We start from the raw sequence: 14,816 nt of genomic DNA, 5'->3' as shown, positions 1-14,816 counted from the left end.
CGTTACAGTTGCCTGGGCATGCCTTCCCTCGCCCCCTCGCGCGTCGTGATGCTGGGTGCGCTCATGAGCGCGTTCGCCCTCAGCCAGGCGTTTCGCACCATCGCCGCCATCCTCGCGCCGCCGCTCGCGCGCGAGTTCGGCCTGTCGCCCGCCGCGCTCGGCATCTATGCCGGCGCGTTCCATTTCTCCTTCGCCCTGCTGCAGTTCGTGATGGGCATCGCCATCGACATGCACGGCGTGCGGCGCACGGTGCTGGTCGCCTTCCCCTCGGCCATGGCCGGGGCGCTGGTGTGCGCGAATGCGGGCGGCTTCGGCACGCTGGTGGTCGGGCAGGCCCTGATCGGCATCGGCTGCGCGCCGGCCTTCCTCGTCTGCACGGTCTTCATCGCGCGGCGCTTCGAGCCGGAGCGCTTCGCGTCGGTGTCGGGGCTGGCGCTCGGCATCGGCTCGGTCGGCCTCCTGCTCACGGGCACGCCCCTCGCGTGGCTGGTCGAGCGCACTTCGTGGCGCGCGGGCTATCTGGCGCTCGCTGCATGCGCCGCCTTCGCCTGGCTCGCGATCTTCGTGCTCGTGCGCGAGTCGGGCGAGCACGCGGGCGGCAAGCGCATGCGCCTGCGCGAAGCGCTCGGCGGCTATGGCGTGCTGTTCCGTCTGCCGCACACCGCCGGCATCCTGCTGCTCGGACTGTTCACCTACGCGGCTTTCCTGTCGCTGCGCGGCCTCTGGCTGGGCCCGCTCCTGATCGACCGGCACGAGTTCACGCTCGTGCAGACCGGCAACGTCGCGTTGTTCGTCTCCGTCGTCGGCATGGCGGGGCCGCCGCTCTTCGGGCGGCTCGACCCCGGCCCGAAGCGCCGCCGCGTGTGGATCACCGGCTTCACCGTGGCCTGTGCGGTGGTGTTCGCGACGATGGCGTTCAGCACCTCGGCCTGGCTCGACGTCGCGCTGGGGCTTGCGGTCGGCGTGCTGTCCGGCTTCATCGTCCTGCAGTACGCCGACGTGCGCAATGCCTACCCGGCCGAGATGACCGGCCGCGCGATGGCCGTGTTCACGATGTCTATGTTCCTCGGCGTCGCGCTGATGCAGTGGCTCACGGGCGCCATCGCCACGGCCGCGCTGGCCGCCGGCGTCGAGGCATATTTCGCCGTGCTCATCGCCATCGCCGGCTTCCTGGCCGTTGCCGCGGCGGCCTGCCGCCTGTTGCCCGCGCCGCAGGGCACAATCGAGCGATGAAGATCGAGAAAGACACCGTCGTCAGCCTGCAGTACAAGGTGGCCGAGCCCACCGGCAAGCTCATCGAAGCCAGCCGCGAACCCATGGTCTACCTCCATGGCGGCTACGACAACACGCTGCCGAAGATCGAGGCCGCGCTCGACGGCCAGGAGAAGGGCCATCAGGTCGTGCTCGACCTGCAGCCCGAGGACGCCTTCGGCACGCGCGACGAGTCGCTGGTGCGCGTGATCCCCAAGAGCGAATTCCCGCCCGGCGTGAAGGTCGGCGGACAACTCGAGGGCCGCACCGATGCGGGCGACCCGCACGTCTTCCACGTGATGAAGATCAAGGGACCCGAGGTCCACCTCGACGGCAACCATCCGCTCGCCGGCAAGCGCCTGGTGTTCACGCTGAAGGTGGTCGACCTGCGCGCGGCCACGGCCGAGGAGATCCAGCACCGCCACGTCCACGGCGCGGGCGGCCATCACCATTGAAAGTTGAAAGCGCGGGCCGCGCCCGCATCTGAAGCCATGGCCACTTCTCCCGTCCTCGGCATCCGTCCGCTCGGTTTCCCCTGGGAGACCGCGGACCCCTTCCTCTTCTGCGCCTACCACGACGACCACTACCCGCGCGGCAACGCCGACATGGCGCCCGCGGTGTCGCTGGCGGGCCGCGAAATGGGCTCGGACTTCAGCCGCAAGGACGGCTTCTCGATGTACCACGGCGAGACGGTGCCGGGCTTTCCCGCGCATCCGCATCGCGGCTTCGAGACGGTCACCATCGTGCGGCGCGGCCTGATCGATCACTCCGACTCGCTGGGCGCCACCGCGCGCTTCGGCGGTGGCGACGTGCAGTGGGTGACGGCCGGCAGCGGCATCGTGCATTCCGAGATGTTTCCCCTGCTGAAGCAGGAGGAAGAGAATCCGCTGGAGCTGTTCCAGATCTGGCTGAACCTGCCGGCGGCGAACAAGATGGCGAAGCCGCACTTCACGATGTTCTGGAACGAGGCGATTCCTCGCGTGACCGAGGATGGCGTCGAAGTCGCGGTCATTGCCGGCGCGCTCGGCGACACGCGCGCGCCCGCGCCGCCGCCGGATTCGTGGGCCGCGCGCGCGGAGGCCGACGTCGCGATCTGGACGGTTCGCCTTGCGGCCGGCGCCCGATGGACCTTGCCTGCGGCAGGAGGCGAAGGCACGCGTCGCACCTTGTATTTCTTCAAGGGCGGGACTGCCGTCGTGGCGGGGCAGCGCGTCGAAGCGCCGGTGGCGATTTCCTTGCTCGCCGACGTTGCGGTCGAGTTGTCCGCCGAGGGTGAAGTGGCCGAGTTCCTGCTGCTGCAGGGCCGGCCCATCGCCGAGCCCGTGGCGCAGTACGGCCCGTTCGTCATGAACACGCAGGCCGAGATCCACCAGGCGATGCAGGATTACCGCCGCACGCAGTTCGGCGGTTGGCCGTTCCCCGACACGGCGCCGGTGCATGGCCGGGAGCCGGCGCGGTTCGCGCTGCATCCGGGTGGGCGACGGGACGCGCCGTAGTCAGTCGTCTTCGAGTGGGAGTTGCCCTTGCGGTGGCAGGGGTGGCCACAGGTTCGCGCCGCGGCGCGCTTCGTACCAGCGATACATCGCCGCGTCTTCAACGGAGTACTCGCCTCTCGCGGATTTCCAGACCAGCGCCGGCATGCGCTGGCGCAATGATTCGAGCGCGCGCTGGGCTTGCGTGGCGTTGACGGGGTGCCCGGTCTTGTCGCGGTAGAAACGCAGCGCCTCCGAATCGTAGGGACGAAAGCGTGGCCCCTGTTCCAGCATGCGCCACAGGACCGCCTGCTCCGTCGGCTTCAGGCCAAGGAATTCCGACTCCATCTGCGACTCGTCCTCGCGAAGACGATCCTGTGCGGCTTCGAGCAAGGCCGGTTCAAAACGGCCGGTCAAGGCCGCCAACGGGCTCAGCACCGCGCCGAGGCCGGCCATGAAAAACTGCGGTCGGTGATTGAAGACGGCAAATGCGCTATTTAGCGCGGGCCGGTCGACGGGGCGCAGGTCCGGCCGCTGCGCCTCTACGAGGTCGGCAACGTGCGCGATGAAGTCTGCGTCCAGCGGCGGCAGCGGCTGGATTTGCGAGCCATAGAAGGGTGCGCTGGCGCTTACGACAAGACGCAACAGCTTGTCGCGGTCGGAGCCCGACATGACCAGCATCAGGTTGATTTGTCCGGGCTTGTTCAATTGGTCGCGCGCGGACTTCAAAGCCGTCATTGCCGCTTCGCCTGCCTCGCTGGTGAGCGCGTGCTGGGCTTCGTCGACGATCAGTGCCACCGGTTTGCCGGCGCGTTCGTGCAGCGCTCGCAGTGCATCGACGAGCGTCAGGCCATCGACATGGCCGATGCGGCTGGTATCGATCTCCACCGTCCCGGCCAGCTTCACGCTCTTGAGACCGGTGCGTCGCGCCGCGCGCGCCACGGCGCCGAGGTGAAGGTCGAGCGAGCCGCCGATGGCCTCGGCGATCAGAGCACCCGGATCGCGCCGCGGATCGGCCCAAAGGTCCACGTACACCACGGTGACGCCCGCGGACTCCAGGGTGGGCTGCAGGTCGCTCCGCAGGAAGGTGCTCTTGCCGGTGCGGCGCGGGGCAGCGAGGAACAATCCGTTGTGGACGTCGCCGAGGAACGCACGGCCTTGCAGCGCTTGAACCAGCTGTTCAGCAAGAGCTGTGCGCGGAAAGGAAATCAACTTAATTATCCCTTTTTATTGCAATTCCGATAAATTATCATGATTGGGATAAAAGTCAATAATTGGCGGCTCGACACGGCTACCCCGAGAGCAGCTTTCCGGGGCTGCCGCGACATGATCCTGACCGCAGGGAAATCCACTTGCGCGTCAAGCACTGGCCGGCCGCCGACGCATGGCATCTGTAACCGCTTCGCACCGCATCTGCAGTCCTTCGCCAACACGGCCAAAAAAAAGCGCCCTGCGGCGCTTTTTTTGGACTCCGCGAGCGGCCGTCTACTTCGCCACCACCCGCACCATCTCCAGGCACTTGTTCGAGTAGCCCCACTCGTTGTCGTACCAGGACACGAGCTTGACGAAGGTCGGGTCGAGCTGGATGCTCGCGTCGGCGTCGAAGATCGAGGTGCGCGTGTCGCCGATGAAGTCGGTGGCGACCACCTTGTCCTCGGTGTAGCCCAGGATGCCCTTCAGGGCGCCTTCGCTCTGCGACTTCATTTCGGCGCAGATGTCGGCGAAGCTCGCCGCATTGTTCAGCTCGCACGTGAGGTCGACCACCGACACGTCCGAAGTCGGCACGCGGAACGACATGCCGGTCAGCTTCTTGTTCAGCTCGGGGATCACGACGCCCACGGCCTTGGCCGCGCCCGTCGACGACGGGATGATGTTCTCGAGGATGCCGCGGCCGCCGCGCCAGTCCTTGTTGGACGGGCCGTCCACCGTCTTCTGCGTCGCCGTGGCGGCATGCACGGTGGTCATCAGGCCGCGCTTGATGCCCCACTTGTCATTCATCACCTTCGCGAGCGGCGCCAGGCAGTTGGTCGTGCAGGAGGCGTTGGAGATGATCTTCTGGCCGTCGTACTTCTTGTCGTTCACGCCGAAGACGAACATCGGCGTGTCGTCCTTCGACGGGGCCGACATGATCACCTTCTTCGCGCCGGCGTCCAGGTGCTTCTGCGCGCCGTCCTTCGACAGGAAGATGCCCGTGGATTCGATCACCACGTCGGCGCCGACGTCGCCCCACTTCAGCGCGCCGGGGTCCTTCTCGGCGGTCAGGCGGATCTTCTTGCCGTTCACGACGAGCGTCGTGCCCTCGACCGCGATCGTGCCCTTGAAGCGGCCATGCACCGAGTCGTACTGCAGCATGTACGCGAGGTAGTCGGGCTCGAGCAGGTCGTTGATGCCCACGATCTCGATGTCGTTGAAATTCGCGACCGCGGAACGCAGCACGTTGCGGCCGATGCGGCCGAAGCCGTTGATGCCCACTCTGATCGTCATGTTCGTCTACTCCTGAAAAATCAAACCTTGCGCGCGAGGACGGCGCGAACCGTGTCCGCCACGTTCTCGGGCGTGAAACCGAAATGCTTGAACAGCACATTGGCGGGCGCGGACTCGCCGTAGGAGTCGATGCCCACCACCGCCGCGCAGCCGTATTTCCACCAGAAATCCGTGACGCCCGCCTCGACGGCGATGCGCGGCAGGCCGGGCGGCAGCACGTCCTGCTTGTAGTCGGCGTCCTGGCGGTCGAAGGTCGTCGTGCTCGGCATCGAGACGACCCGCGTCGCGATGCCCGACTGCGCGAGCAGCTCCTGCGCCTTCAGCGCGAGCTGCACTTCGGAGCCGGTCGCGATGATCGCGGCCTGCGGGCGGCGCGCGATGCCGACCTCCTGAGGGTCCGCGAGCACATAGGCGCCGCGGGTGATCTCGTCGAGCGCGAGCTTGGGCGCATACGGCAGGTTCTGGCGCGACAGCAGCAGCGCCGTCGGCCGGTTCCTGTTCTGCAGCGCGACGGTCCAGGCGACCGCCGTTTCGGCCGTATCGGCCGAGCGCCACACGTCGAGGCCGGGGATCATCCGCAGGCTCGCGGCATGCTCGACCGACTGGTGCGTCGGGCCGTCTTCGCCCAGGCCGATGGAGTCGTGCGTGAACACGTGGATCACGCGCCGCTTCATCAGCGCCGCCATGCGGATCGCGTTGCGGCTGTAGTCGCTGAACGTGAGGAAGGTGCCGCCGTAGGGAATGAAGCCGCCATGCAGGGCAATGCCGTTCATGATGGCCGCCATGCCGAACTCGCGCACGCCGTAGTTGATGTGGCGGCCGATCGTGCCGTCCTCGCCGCGCACGGGGTCGCCCGCCTGGTCGAAGCGCAGCGGCGCGGTGCTCTTGGTGTTCGTGAGGTTCGAGCCGGTGAGGTCGGCGGAGCCGCCCAGCAATTCGGGCATCGCGGCGGTGAAGGCCTCGAGCGCGATCTGCGACGCCTTGCGCGAAGCGACCGTCTCCGCCTTGGCGTGCGCGCCGATGGTCGCGTCCACTGCGACCTGCGTGAAGCCCTTGGGCAGTTCGCCCTTCATGCGACGCTCGAATTCGGCGGCGAGATCAGGGTGAGCCGCGCGATACGCGGCGAATCGCGCATCCCAGGCCTGCTCGGCCGCGCGGCCCTTCGCGCGCGCATTCCATTCGTCGTACACCGCCTGCGGCAGCTCGAACGGCGTGTGCTCCCACTTGAGCGCGGTGCGGGTGAGCGCGATCTCGTCGGCGCCGAGCGGCTCGCCGTGCGCCTTGGCGGTGTTGGCGCGGTTGGGCGAGCCTTTGCCGATGTGCGTCTTCGCCACGATGAGCGTCGGCCGCTCGGCGCTGCCCTTCGCGTCGGCGATGGCGCGGCCGACCGCTTCGACGTCGTGCCCGTCGACGGGGCCGATCACGTTCCAGCCGTAGGCGCGAAAGCGCGCCGCCGTGTCGTCGATGAACCAGGGCGTGACCTGGCCGTCGATGGAGATGCCGTTGTCGTCGTAGATCGCGACGAGCTTGTTGAGCTTCCACGCGCCCGCGAGCGCGCAGGCCTCGTGGCTGATGCCTTCCATCAGGCAGCCGTCGCCGAGGAACACGTAGGTGTGGTGGTCCACGACGGCATGGCCGTCGCGATTGAATTCGGCGGCGAGCAGCTTTTCGGCGAGCGCCATGCCGACGGCGTTGGTGACGCCCTGGCCGAGCGGGCCGGTCGTGGTTTCGATGCCGGGGGTGACGTCGACCTCGGGGTGGCCCGGCGTCTTGCTATGCATCTGCCGGAAGCCCTTCAGCTCGCCGATGGGCAGGTCGTAGCCGGTGAGGTGCAGCAGCGAGTAGAGCAGCATCGACGCGTGGCCGTTGGACAGCACGAAGCGGTCGCGGTCGGCCCACTGCGGATTGGCGGGGCTGTGCTTCAGGTGCCGGTGCCACAGGGCCACCGCGATGTCGGCCATGCCCATGGGCGCGCCCGGGTGGCCCGAGTTCGCTTGTTGCACGGCGTCCATGGCAAGCGCGCGGATCGCGTTCGCCATCAGTGATTCGTTGGCCATCAGAAGGCAGCTCCGGGGGATTGAGTCGGGGGAAACCCCGGATTTTAAAGGGTCACCCCGCCGGGGCGCCGCCGCTGCGCCGAGCGGCCCTGCACTACAGTCGGGCCATGAAGGGCCTGCACCTCACCGCCGACTGCTACCAGTGCCGCTGCGACGCGTCCTGGCTCACCGATGCGCAGAAGCTCGGCCGCTGGTGCCGCGAGGCGGTGGAGGCGGTGGGCCTGCAGGTGGTGGACGAACTCTTCCACGCGTTTCCCGGCACCGGCGATGCGCCGGGCGGCGTGACGGCAACCGTGCTGCTCGCGGAGTCGCACGTCTGCCTGCACACCTGGCCCGAGCAGAAAGCCGTGACCTGCGACGTCTACGTGTGCAACTTCGGCGCGGACCATTCCGCCAAGGCGCGCGGGCTGATGTATGCGCTGGTGAACCGCTTCCAGCCGCAGTGGACGGAGCAGCGCTCGCTGGACCGGGGGGATGAAGCATGAACGCCGCACGGCCGCCCGAAGGCGTTCGCACCGCAGGGCGCAGCACGGAGGTTTTCGAATGAACGCGCGTGCGATGGTCCTCGCGGCGGGGCGGGGCGAGCGGATGCGGCCGCTGACCGACACCTCTCCGAAGCCGTTGCTGGAAGTGCGCGGCCGTCCGCTCATGCAGTACCACCTCGACGCGCTCGCGCGCTCGGGCATCGACTCCATCGCGATCAACACGGCCTGGCTCGGCGAGCAGATCGAAGCCCGATTCGGCGCCACGCACGCCGGCGCGGCACTGCGCTATTCGCACGAAGGCCGCGACTTCGGCGGCGCGCTGGAGACCGCGGGCGGAATCGCGCGCGCGCTGCCGCTGCTCGCGGAGTGCTTCTGGGTCGTGGCCGGCGACGTGTTCGTGCCTGGCTTCGAATTTTCCGCAGACGCGCTGCGACGCTTCGAGCGCAGCGGCAAGCTCGCGCATCTCTACCTCGTCCGCAACCCGGATCACAACCCGAAGGGCGACTTCGGCCTGGCCGCCAACGCGCAGGTGCTCAGCCGTGCGGACGAGCAGTTCACCTATTCGACGATCGGGCTGTATCGGCAGTCGCTTTTCGCCTCGATTCCGCACGGCAACCCCGCAGGCATCAAGGCCGCGCTCGCGCCTCTGCTGCGCGCGGCGATGGCGGACGGACAGGTCACCGGCGAGCTGTACGAGGGCGAGTGGACCGACGTCGGCACGCCGCAGCGGCTGGCGGCGTTGAACAGCCGACAATCCTTGCAATGAATTCCGTCGTGACCCCCTCCGTCTACATGCAGCGCCGCGCGCAGGTCGCGGCCCAGCTCGGCCCCGACGGCATCGCGCTCGTCCCCACCGCGCCGGAGCGTCCGCGCAACCGCGACAGCGATTACCTCTACCGGCACGACAGCTACTTCTACTACCTCACCGGCTTCAAGGAGCCGAATGCCTGGCTCGTCATCGCCAGCGATGGCAAGAGCACGCTCTTTTGCCAGCCCAAGGAGATCGAGCACGAAATCTGGACGGGCTACCGGCTCGGCCCCGAGGCCGCGACAGGCGCGCTCGGAATCGACGCCGCCCACGCCGCCACGGAACTCGAAACCCGTCTGCCGCGCATGCTGGAGAACCGCGACATCGTGTGGTTTCCGTTCGCCGTTCACGACGGCATCGAGGCGCGCGTCGCAGGCTGGCTCGACAAGGTGCGAGCGCGTTCCCGCTTCGGCGCGCTGTGCCCGGAGCAGCAGCGCGACCTGTGCATGGTGCTGGACGAGATGCGGCTCGTGAAGGACCCGCACGAGCAGGACATCATGCGGCGCGCGGGCGCCATCAGTGCTCGCGCGCACGCGCGCGCCATGCAGGCGTCGGCGCGCGCGCTGCGCGAAGGCCGCGACCTGCGCGAATACCACCTCGACGCCGAACTGCTGCACGAGTTCCGCATGGGCGGATCGCAGTATCCCGCCTACGCCTCCATCGTCGCGGCGGGGGCGAACGCGTGCGTGCTCCACTACGCCGCCGATGCCGCGCCGGTGAAAGCCGGCGAACTCGTGCTGATCGACGCCGGCTGCGAGCTCGACGGCTACGCAAGCGACATCACGCGCACTTTTCCCGCCGACGGCCGATTCACGCCCGCGCAGCGCGAGCTCTACGACATCGTGCATGCCTCGCAGGAAGCGTCGGTGGCCGCGACGAAGCCCGGCGCGCGCTTCGACGATCCGCACGATGCGGCGGTGCGCGTGCTCGTGCAGGGCATGCTCGACACGGGGCTGCTCGACCGCGACAAGGTCGGCACGGTCGACGACGCGATCGAAAGCCGCGCCTACTTCCCGTTCTACATGCACCGCACGAGCCACTGGCTCGGCATGGATGTCCACGATTGCGGCAGCTACCTCGAGCCCGCGCAGCTGAACGACGTGACCGAGCGCAAGGACCCGCTCTCGGGCGAGATCGTGAAGCGGCGGCCCAGCCGCGTGCTGCGCCCGGGCATGGTGCTCACGCTCGAACCGGGCCTCTACGTGCGCCCGGGGCCGGGCGTGCCCGAGCGCTTCCACCACATCGGCATCCGCATCGAGGACGATGCGCTGGTGACCGAGGCGGGCTGCGAGCTGATGTCGCGCGGCGTCCCGGTGGCCGCGGACGAGATCGAGGCGTTGATGCGCGAGTAGGGCGCCCCCGCGGCCTCAGGCGGATCGCCCCGCATGGTGGCCGAGCGTGAAAGCCTCCTCGAAGATCGAATAGCTCGCCCAGTCGCCATGCGCGAACGAGAGCCGCGCCGTGCGCGGCGGCGCACCGGCCAGCGCCAGCGTCCCCGGTGTCGGGATCGCCATGGCGTGGCCGTAGCGCGTGACGTCGATGCGCGTCAACTGGCGACGCAGATCCGGGTGGGGCGTCGACAGCTCCGTCACGATCTCGTCGCGCCACTCGCTCCAGGGCCGCGCCAGAACGGCCTTGCGCGCGGCCTCGCCGGGCGCAAGGTACCAGGTGAGCACCGTTGCCTCGCGCGCGGGGTTCATCGACTGGTGCGTCGCATCGACGTACCCCAGGCTGCGCGCGCCGTGGATCACGTTGTCCCAGGCGGGCGCGGCGCCCTCCTTCTGCGCCAGCGCCGTCTTCAGATGAAGATTCGCCACCAGCCACGGCGCCCAGCGCGTGCCCGCGAGCTTGCGCTGCACGAAGTCGAACGGCGTCGCCAGCACGCGCGCCGCGACGAACACCGGCAGCGCCACGATGCAGTGCACGGCCTGCCAGCGCTCGACCGCACGCGTCGCCGCGTTGTACGCATCGAGCTCGACGCCGTGGGGCGCCTCCTGGATCCGCGTCACGAGCCGTCCGCCGCGAAAGCGGTCCTCCAGCGGCGCGGCGAGCGCCCGTGACAGATGGGCGTTGCCTTGCGGCCAGGTGAGCGGCGGCGCGCTGTCCACATCTCCGCTGCCGGGGGCATGGAAGCCGTGGCGCGCGGCGAAGTAATGCACGCCGGCCCAGGCCGAGACCGTATCGATTCCCGCGCCGTAGTCGTCGCGGCAGCAGTAGTCCAGATAACCGCGCAGCAACTCGTCGTCGAAGCGCTCGCGCGCGAGCCAGGCCGCGAAGGTCAGCGCATCGAGTTCGGGATGGCGGCGCGCGTCGGGCCGCAAGGCCATCGGAATCGCGAAGCGCGCGCCGCGACGCAGCGATTCGATGCGCCGGCCGAATGCGCGATAGGCCTCGAGCGTCGACGCCGGCACGTCCTGCACCGGCAGCAGGCCCTCCTGCCACTGTCCGCGAAACCACAGCCGCTCCTGCGGCGCATGCACGAGGTGGCGCTCGTCGTAGCGCCAGTGGCCGCCGACCCGGCGCCGCAGGCCGAGTTCTTCGAGCAGCGCCTGCAACTCGGGCGCGTCGTCGCCCGGCAGCGGCAGGTAGTGCGCACCGAGCGGACAGGCGATGCCGTCGATCTCGCCCGCGCGGCTGTTGCCGCCCGGCTCGGCCTCGAGATCGAGCACGGCGAAGTCTTCGATGCCGCGTTGCCTCAAGGCGCGCGCCGCGGCCAGCCCCGCGATGCCGGCTCCGGCCACGATCACCTGCGTGCGCCGGCTCGTGTGCGGGGCGGGCCATTCGCGCGTGTCGCGCAGCAGATGGCCGAGCTCGTGCGATGCGGAGGTGAAGCCGCCCTGCACCTGCACGGTCGCATCGCGTTCGCAACCCGCGAGCGCGGCGGACGCGGCGGCGGCAACAAAAGTGCGCCGCCTCAAGGATGGACCTTGCCCCATTCCCGCTCGTAGGTCGTCACGAGCACGGGGTTGGAGAGCCGGTTCACCTCCGCGGGCACGCGGGCCATGTCGCGGGGGAACTCGAAGAGTGACGCAAGCTGCGCGGCGTCGAGAAAGCGAAGGCCGCCCGGCAGTTGCGGCGGCATGCGAAACGGCCGGCGGCTCGCGACGATGAAGCCCCACTCGCCGAAGCTCGGCACGTGGGCGTGATACGGCGCGGTGCGAAGCCCCACCGATTCGACGGTCGTCGCGACCGTCCAGAAACTCTCGCGCGCGATCAGCGGCGACGTCGTCTGGATCACCGCGTAGCCGCCGGCCGCGAGCCGCCGGTCGAGCAGCGCATAGAAGGAGTTGGTGTAAAGCTTCCCGATCGAGAAGTTCGTCGGGTCCGGGAAGTCGACAACGACGACGTCGAAGGTCTCCGTGCCTTCCTCCAGCCATTTGAACGCATCGGCATGGACGATCCGCACCTTCGGCGAGGCGAGGGCGCCTTCATTGAGGCGCGCCAGGGCCGGATGCGAGGAGAACAGGCGCGTCATGTGCGGATCGAGCTCCACCAGCGTTACGCTCTCGACCTGCGGATGGCGCAGCACCTCGCGCACCGCCATGCCGTCGCCGCCGCCGAGCACCGCCACCTTGCGCGGCGCGCCGTGCGCGCTCATCGCGGGATGCACCAGGGCCTCGTGATAGCGGTACTCGTCGCTCTGCGCGAACTGCAGGTTGCCGTTGAGGTAGAGGCGCACGCCCGTGCGCCCCTGCGTGACGACGATGCGCTGCCAGGGCGAGGTCTCGGTGAGCAGGATGGGGTCTTGGTAGAAGCGGTCCTCGGCGAAGCTCGTGATGCGGTCGGCCTGTGCCAGCGCCAGCGCCAGCACGGCCAGCGTGATCAGGCACGCCGCGAGGTGCGCGACGGCGCGCCGCAGTTCGTGCCGGAACAGCCACAGCGCCCACAGCGCGATGGCCGCGTTCAGCAAGCCGAACACGAGGCCCGTGCGGATCAGGCCGAGCTGCGGCACCAGCAGCAGCGGGAACGCGATGGAGACGGCGAGCGCGCCGAGATAGTCGAAGGTCAGCACCTGCGAGACCAGCTCGCGCAGCGCGATATTGCGCTTCAGGATGCGCATCACGAGCGGAATCTCCAGCCCCACGAGCGTGCCCACCAGCAGCACCAGGCCGTAGAGCAGCCCGCGAAACGCGGCCGGCTGCCAGGCGTTCACCACGTACAGCAGCGCCGGCATGCCGCCGCCGATGAGCGCGACCAGCAGTTCGATGCGCAGGAAGTGCGCGGGCAGCTGGCGCTCGAAGAAGCGCGAGAGCCAGCTGCCCACGCCCATCGCGAACAGGTAGGTGCCGATCACCGTGGAGAACTGCAGCACCGAGTCGCCGAGCACGTACGACGCGAGCGCGCCCGCGGCGAGCTCGTACACGAGCCCGCACGCCGCCACCACGAAGACGGACGCGAGCAGCGCCACCTCGAGGGGGCGCGGCTGCGCACGCAGCACGCCGGTGGACATTCTCAGCCGCCGCCGGGCCGCCCCAAGGCGGCTGGGCCCCCTCGGGGGGCAGCGACCCACACGAAGTGGGGGAGCGTGGGGGTCAACATTTTCTAGCCATGCACGGCCGCCGCCACGATGATCGAGATGCCCAGCGACATCGCGCCCACCACGATGGAAAGCGCCACGTTCTGCTTCTCCACGATCTCGCCCCACAGGTCGTAGGGCGTGAGCTTGTCGATGATGACGAAGCACAGCCAGAAGATGGCCACGCCGATCAGCGCGTACAGGATGGAGCCGAAGAAGGCCCCCGGTCTCAGCCACTCGATTCCCATCTCGCTCTCCTTCTACTTGTGGCTGCCGCCACTCGAAAATCCACCCGTCGACCCGCGATAGACGCCGCCGCCCGTGCGGCTGTCGTCCTCGCACGATTTGACCAGCACCACCAGCACGAGGACGACGAAGAGGATGATCAGGATCGTCGCGCATCCGCATCCGACGCCATTGCCGGCGGCCGTGACCGGCCCCGCGTCGCCGCGCTTGAGCAGGTCCCGCTTGTCCTCGAGCCCGAAGGCCTTCGCCACGGCCTCGCTCGCGATCTTGCTCCCCGCCGACCACGTCTGCTCGCGCGGCGTCTCCTCCATCGACAGCAAGGCGTTGCCGCTCGCGAAGTCGCGGTTGAAGGATTTTTGCCCGCGTTCCACCGGCCAGTAGAACTCGCCGGACACGTAATTCGTTTCGGCGTGGTAGCCGTACTGCAGCGTGTACGTCTTGCCGAGGTACGTCGCCTCCTGCGCCGAGTCGGACAGTTTCGGCGCACCCGTCGTCGGCTTCACCACGCTCCAGCCGTCGGTGGCGTCCACGAGGAAGATGAAGCCGCGCTTGCGGTTGTAGAGCAGGTACTCGTCCCAGCCGAAACGCTCGTCGTCCTCGCCCGGCTCCCAGCCCATGCGGTGCTGGTAGCCGACCACCTGCCATTGGGCGCCCTGCAGCTGCCCCGTGCTGCCCAGCGCGATGAGCGGCCGCACCGGCTCATGCTGCTCCGCGTGCGCCAGTTCACCGCCGATGCCTTGCCGCAGGTCGATGACCGAATTGCAGGAGGCGCAGACGATGCTGCGGCTCAGGGAGAGCTTCGGCGCCACCGGCGCGCCGCAGTTGGGGCAGGCGAACTGACGGCCCGTCTCCTCCTTCGCGCTCTCCTCCTTCAGCCCCGACATGCGCAGTTCGTCGAGCGTCACGGCGCGGCCGCGCGTGACCTGCGGCGGTTGCGCGCCGAAGTCGATGGACAGCACTTCGGCGTCGGCGCTGCGCAGCTCCACCATCGGGAACGACTGGTTCAGCGGCGGCAGGCGGGGCAGCTCGCCCTGCGCGGAGACCAGCGAGGTCTCCTCGTTCAGCGTCACCTGGAAGGACTTGCCCTCGACCGCGGTGGTCGCGCCGATGCGGAACTGCGAAGCCTCGGGCAGCGCGCGCCTGACGCTGCCCTGGCGCGCGAACACGTAGGCGCCGTTGTCCTCGGCCAGCAGCGCGGTCGAGCCGTCGTCGAACAGGGCGACCCACTCCGTCCAGTTGCCGCTGCCGCTCTTGTATTGCAGCCGCCCCACGAGCGTGAAGGCGCGCGAGTCGATGCTGCCCCGGGCCTGCAGCTGCAGCGGGCTGTGATCCTCGAACAGCTCCGCCATCTTGCCGATGCGCGAGAGGGTGTCGCCCTGCCGCACCACGGTGCTCTGGCAATAGCTGCAGACGGCGTAGGCCGACTGCGCACCGCGGAACTCGACCGGCGCTCCGCAGCCGGGGCAGGCGGCGCGATAGGCGCGTTCGGTCAAGTCC

General features: G+C 68.9%; 13 protein-coding genes. 6 read left to right on the top strand and 7 right to left on the bottom strand.

Going from position 1 to position 14,816, the window contains the following annotated elements:
- The first annotated feature begins 18 nt into the window (after positions 1-18).
- The 3 genes from AB7E83_RS14165 to AB7E83_RS14155 are packed head-to-tail and all read left to right on the top strand — an operon-like array spanning position 19 to position 2,747.
- A complete protein-coding gene (locus AB7E83_RS14165; protein WP_428570478.1) occupies positions 19-1,233 on the top strand; it encodes an MFS transporter in 1,215 nt (404 codons plus the stop codon).
- On the top strand, positions 1,230-1,706 hold the full coding sequence (locus AB7E83_RS14160) for an FKBP-type peptidyl-prolyl cis-trans isomerase (RefSeq protein WP_428570477.1): 477 nt from the start codon (positions 1,230-1,232) through the stop codon (positions 1,704-1,706). Before AB7E83_RS14165 ends, AB7E83_RS14160 begins: the two co-directional genes overlap by 4 nt.
- Before the next feature lie 36 nt (positions 1,707-1,742).
- Entirely contained in the window at positions 1,743-2,747 is a 1,005-nt protein-coding gene (locus AB7E83_RS14155) for a pirin family protein (protein WP_428570475.1), read from the top strand.
- On the opposite strand, the gene AB7E83_RS14150 is transcribed toward AB7E83_RS14155, so the two are convergent.
- The 3 genes from AB7E83_RS14150 to tkt all read right to left on the bottom strand — a co-directional run bounded on the left by AB7E83_RS14150 (position 2,748) and on the right by tkt (position 7,264).
- Positions 2,748-3,935, bottom strand: a complete 1,188-nt coding sequence (locus AB7E83_RS14150; protein WP_428570473.1) for an AAA family ATPase — start codon at positions 3,933-3,935, stop codon at positions 2,748-2,750.
- Between the two features lie 273 nt (positions 3,936-4,208).
- Positions 4,209-5,207: a type I glyceraldehyde-3-phosphate dehydrogenase gene (gene gap / locus AB7E83_RS14145; protein WP_428570471.1), complete on the bottom strand. Its 999-nt coding sequence runs from the start codon at positions 5,205-5,207 to the stop codon at positions 4,209-4,211.
- A gap of 20 nt (positions 5,208-5,227) precedes the next feature.
- Positions 5,228-7,264 (bottom strand): transketolase, encoded by a 2,037-nt coding sequence (gene tkt / locus AB7E83_RS14140; RefSeq protein WP_428570469.1) that lies wholly within the window; start codon positions 7,262-7,264, stop codon positions 5,228-5,230.
- 107 nt (positions 7,265-7,371) lie between these two features.
- On the opposite strand from tkt, the gene AB7E83_RS14135 reads away from it, so the two are divergent.
- From AB7E83_RS14135 to AB7E83_RS14125, 3 genes are read left to right on the top strand one after another with little or no spacing between them, the layout of a single operon-like run.
- Positions 7,372-7,749: an S-adenosylmethionine decarboxylase family protein gene (locus AB7E83_RS14135; RefSeq protein WP_428570467.1), complete on the top strand. Its 378-nt coding sequence runs from the start codon at positions 7,372-7,374 to the stop codon at positions 7,747-7,749.
- A 58-nt stretch (positions 7,750-7,807) separates the two neighbouring features.
- Entirely contained in the window at positions 7,808-8,515 is a 708-nt protein-coding gene (gene murU / locus AB7E83_RS14130; RefSeq protein WP_428570466.1) for an N-acetylmuramate alpha-1-phosphate uridylyltransferase MurU, read from the top strand.
- A complete protein-coding gene (locus tag AB7E83_RS14125) occupies positions 8,512-9,909 on the top strand; it encodes an aminopeptidase P N-terminal domain-containing protein (RefSeq protein WP_428570464.1) in 1,398 nt (465 codons plus the stop codon). The genes murU and AB7E83_RS14125 overlap by 4 nt, the downstream gene beginning before the upstream one ends.
- Before the next feature lie 15 nt (positions 9,910-9,924).
- On the opposite strand, the gene AB7E83_RS14120 is transcribed toward AB7E83_RS14125, so the two are convergent.
- From AB7E83_RS14120 to AB7E83_RS14105, 4 genes are all read right to left on the bottom strand, one after another.
- Positions 9,925-11,493 carry an FAD-dependent oxidoreductase gene (locus AB7E83_RS14120; protein ID WP_428570462.1) on the bottom strand — a complete coding sequence of 523 codons (1,569 nt, stop codon included), beginning with the start codon at positions 11,491-11,493 and terminating at the stop codon, positions 9,925-9,927.
- Positions 11,472-13,007 (bottom strand): polyamine aminopropyltransferase, encoded by a 1,536-nt coding sequence (locus AB7E83_RS14115; protein WP_428570460.1) that lies wholly within the window; start codon positions 13,005-13,007, stop codon positions 11,472-11,474. Before AB7E83_RS14115 ends, AB7E83_RS14120 begins: the two co-directional genes overlap by 22 nt.
- Positions 13,008-13,099: 92 nt before the next feature.
- A complete protein-coding gene (locus AB7E83_RS14110; protein ID WP_428570458.1) occupies positions 13,100-13,321 on the bottom strand; it encodes a DUF350 domain-containing protein in 222 nt (73 codons plus the stop codon).
- Between the two features lie 12 nt (positions 13,322-13,333).
- Entirely contained in the window at positions 13,334-14,812 is a 1,479-nt protein-coding gene (locus AB7E83_RS14105; RefSeq protein ID WP_428570456.1) for a DUF4178 domain-containing protein, read from the bottom strand.
- Positions 14,813-14,816: the final 4 nt, after the last annotated feature.

This window comes from Ramlibacter sp., from assembly GCF_050250995.1.
In the GTDB taxonomy this organism is placed as follows: domain Bacteria; phylum Pseudomonadota; class Gammaproteobacteria; order Burkholderiales; family Burkholderiaceae_C; genus Ramlibacter.
This window is presented reverse-complemented; position numbering and strand designations above follow the sequence as displayed.

What these genes read in the sequence shown, in the direction of transcription:
- AB7E83_RS14165 (WP_428570478.1), top strand. Translation starts at nt 19, where the DNA reads ATGCCTTCCCTCGCCCCCTCGCGCGTCGTGATGCTGGGTGCGCTCATG.
- AB7E83_RS14160 (WP_428570477.1), top strand. Translation starts at nt 1,230, where the DNA reads ATGAAGATCGAGAAAGACACCGTCGTCAGCCTGCAGTACAAGGTGGCC.
- AB7E83_RS14155 (WP_428570475.1), top strand. Translation starts at nt 1,743, where the DNA reads ATGGCCACTTCTCCCGTCCTCGGCATCCGTCCGCTCGGTTTCCCCTGG.
- gap (WP_428570471.1), bottom strand. Translation starts at nt 5,207, where the DNA reads ATGACGATCAGAGTGGGCATCAACGGCTTCGGCCGCATCGGCCGCAAC.
- tkt (WP_428570469.1), bottom strand. Translation starts at nt 7,264, where the DNA reads ATGGCCAACGAATCACTGATGGCGAACGCGATCCGCGCGCTTGCCATG.
- AB7E83_RS14135 (WP_428570467.1), top strand. Translation starts at nt 7,372, where the DNA reads ATGAAGGGCCTGCACCTCACCGCCGACTGCTACCAGTGCCGCTGCGAC.
- murU (WP_428570466.1), top strand. Translation starts at nt 7,808, where the DNA reads ATGAACGCGCGTGCGATGGTCCTCGCGGCGGGGCGGGGCGAGCGGATG.
- AB7E83_RS14125 (WP_428570464.1), top strand. Translation starts at nt 8,512, where the DNA reads ATGAATTCCGTCGTGACCCCCTCCGTCTACATGCAGCGCCGCGCGCAG.
- AB7E83_RS14120 (WP_428570462.1), bottom strand. Translation starts at nt 11,493, where the DNA reads ATGGGGCAAGGTCCATCCTTGAGGCGGCGCACTTTTGTTGCCGCCGCC.
- AB7E83_RS14115 (WP_428570460.1), bottom strand. Translation starts at nt 13,007, where the DNA reads ATGTCCACCGGCGTGCTGCGTGCGCAGCCGCGCCCCCTCGAGGTGGCG.
- AB7E83_RS14110 (WP_428570458.1), bottom strand. Translation starts at nt 13,321, where the DNA reads ATGGGAATCGAGTGGCTGAGACCGGGGGCCTTCTTCGGCTCCATCCTG.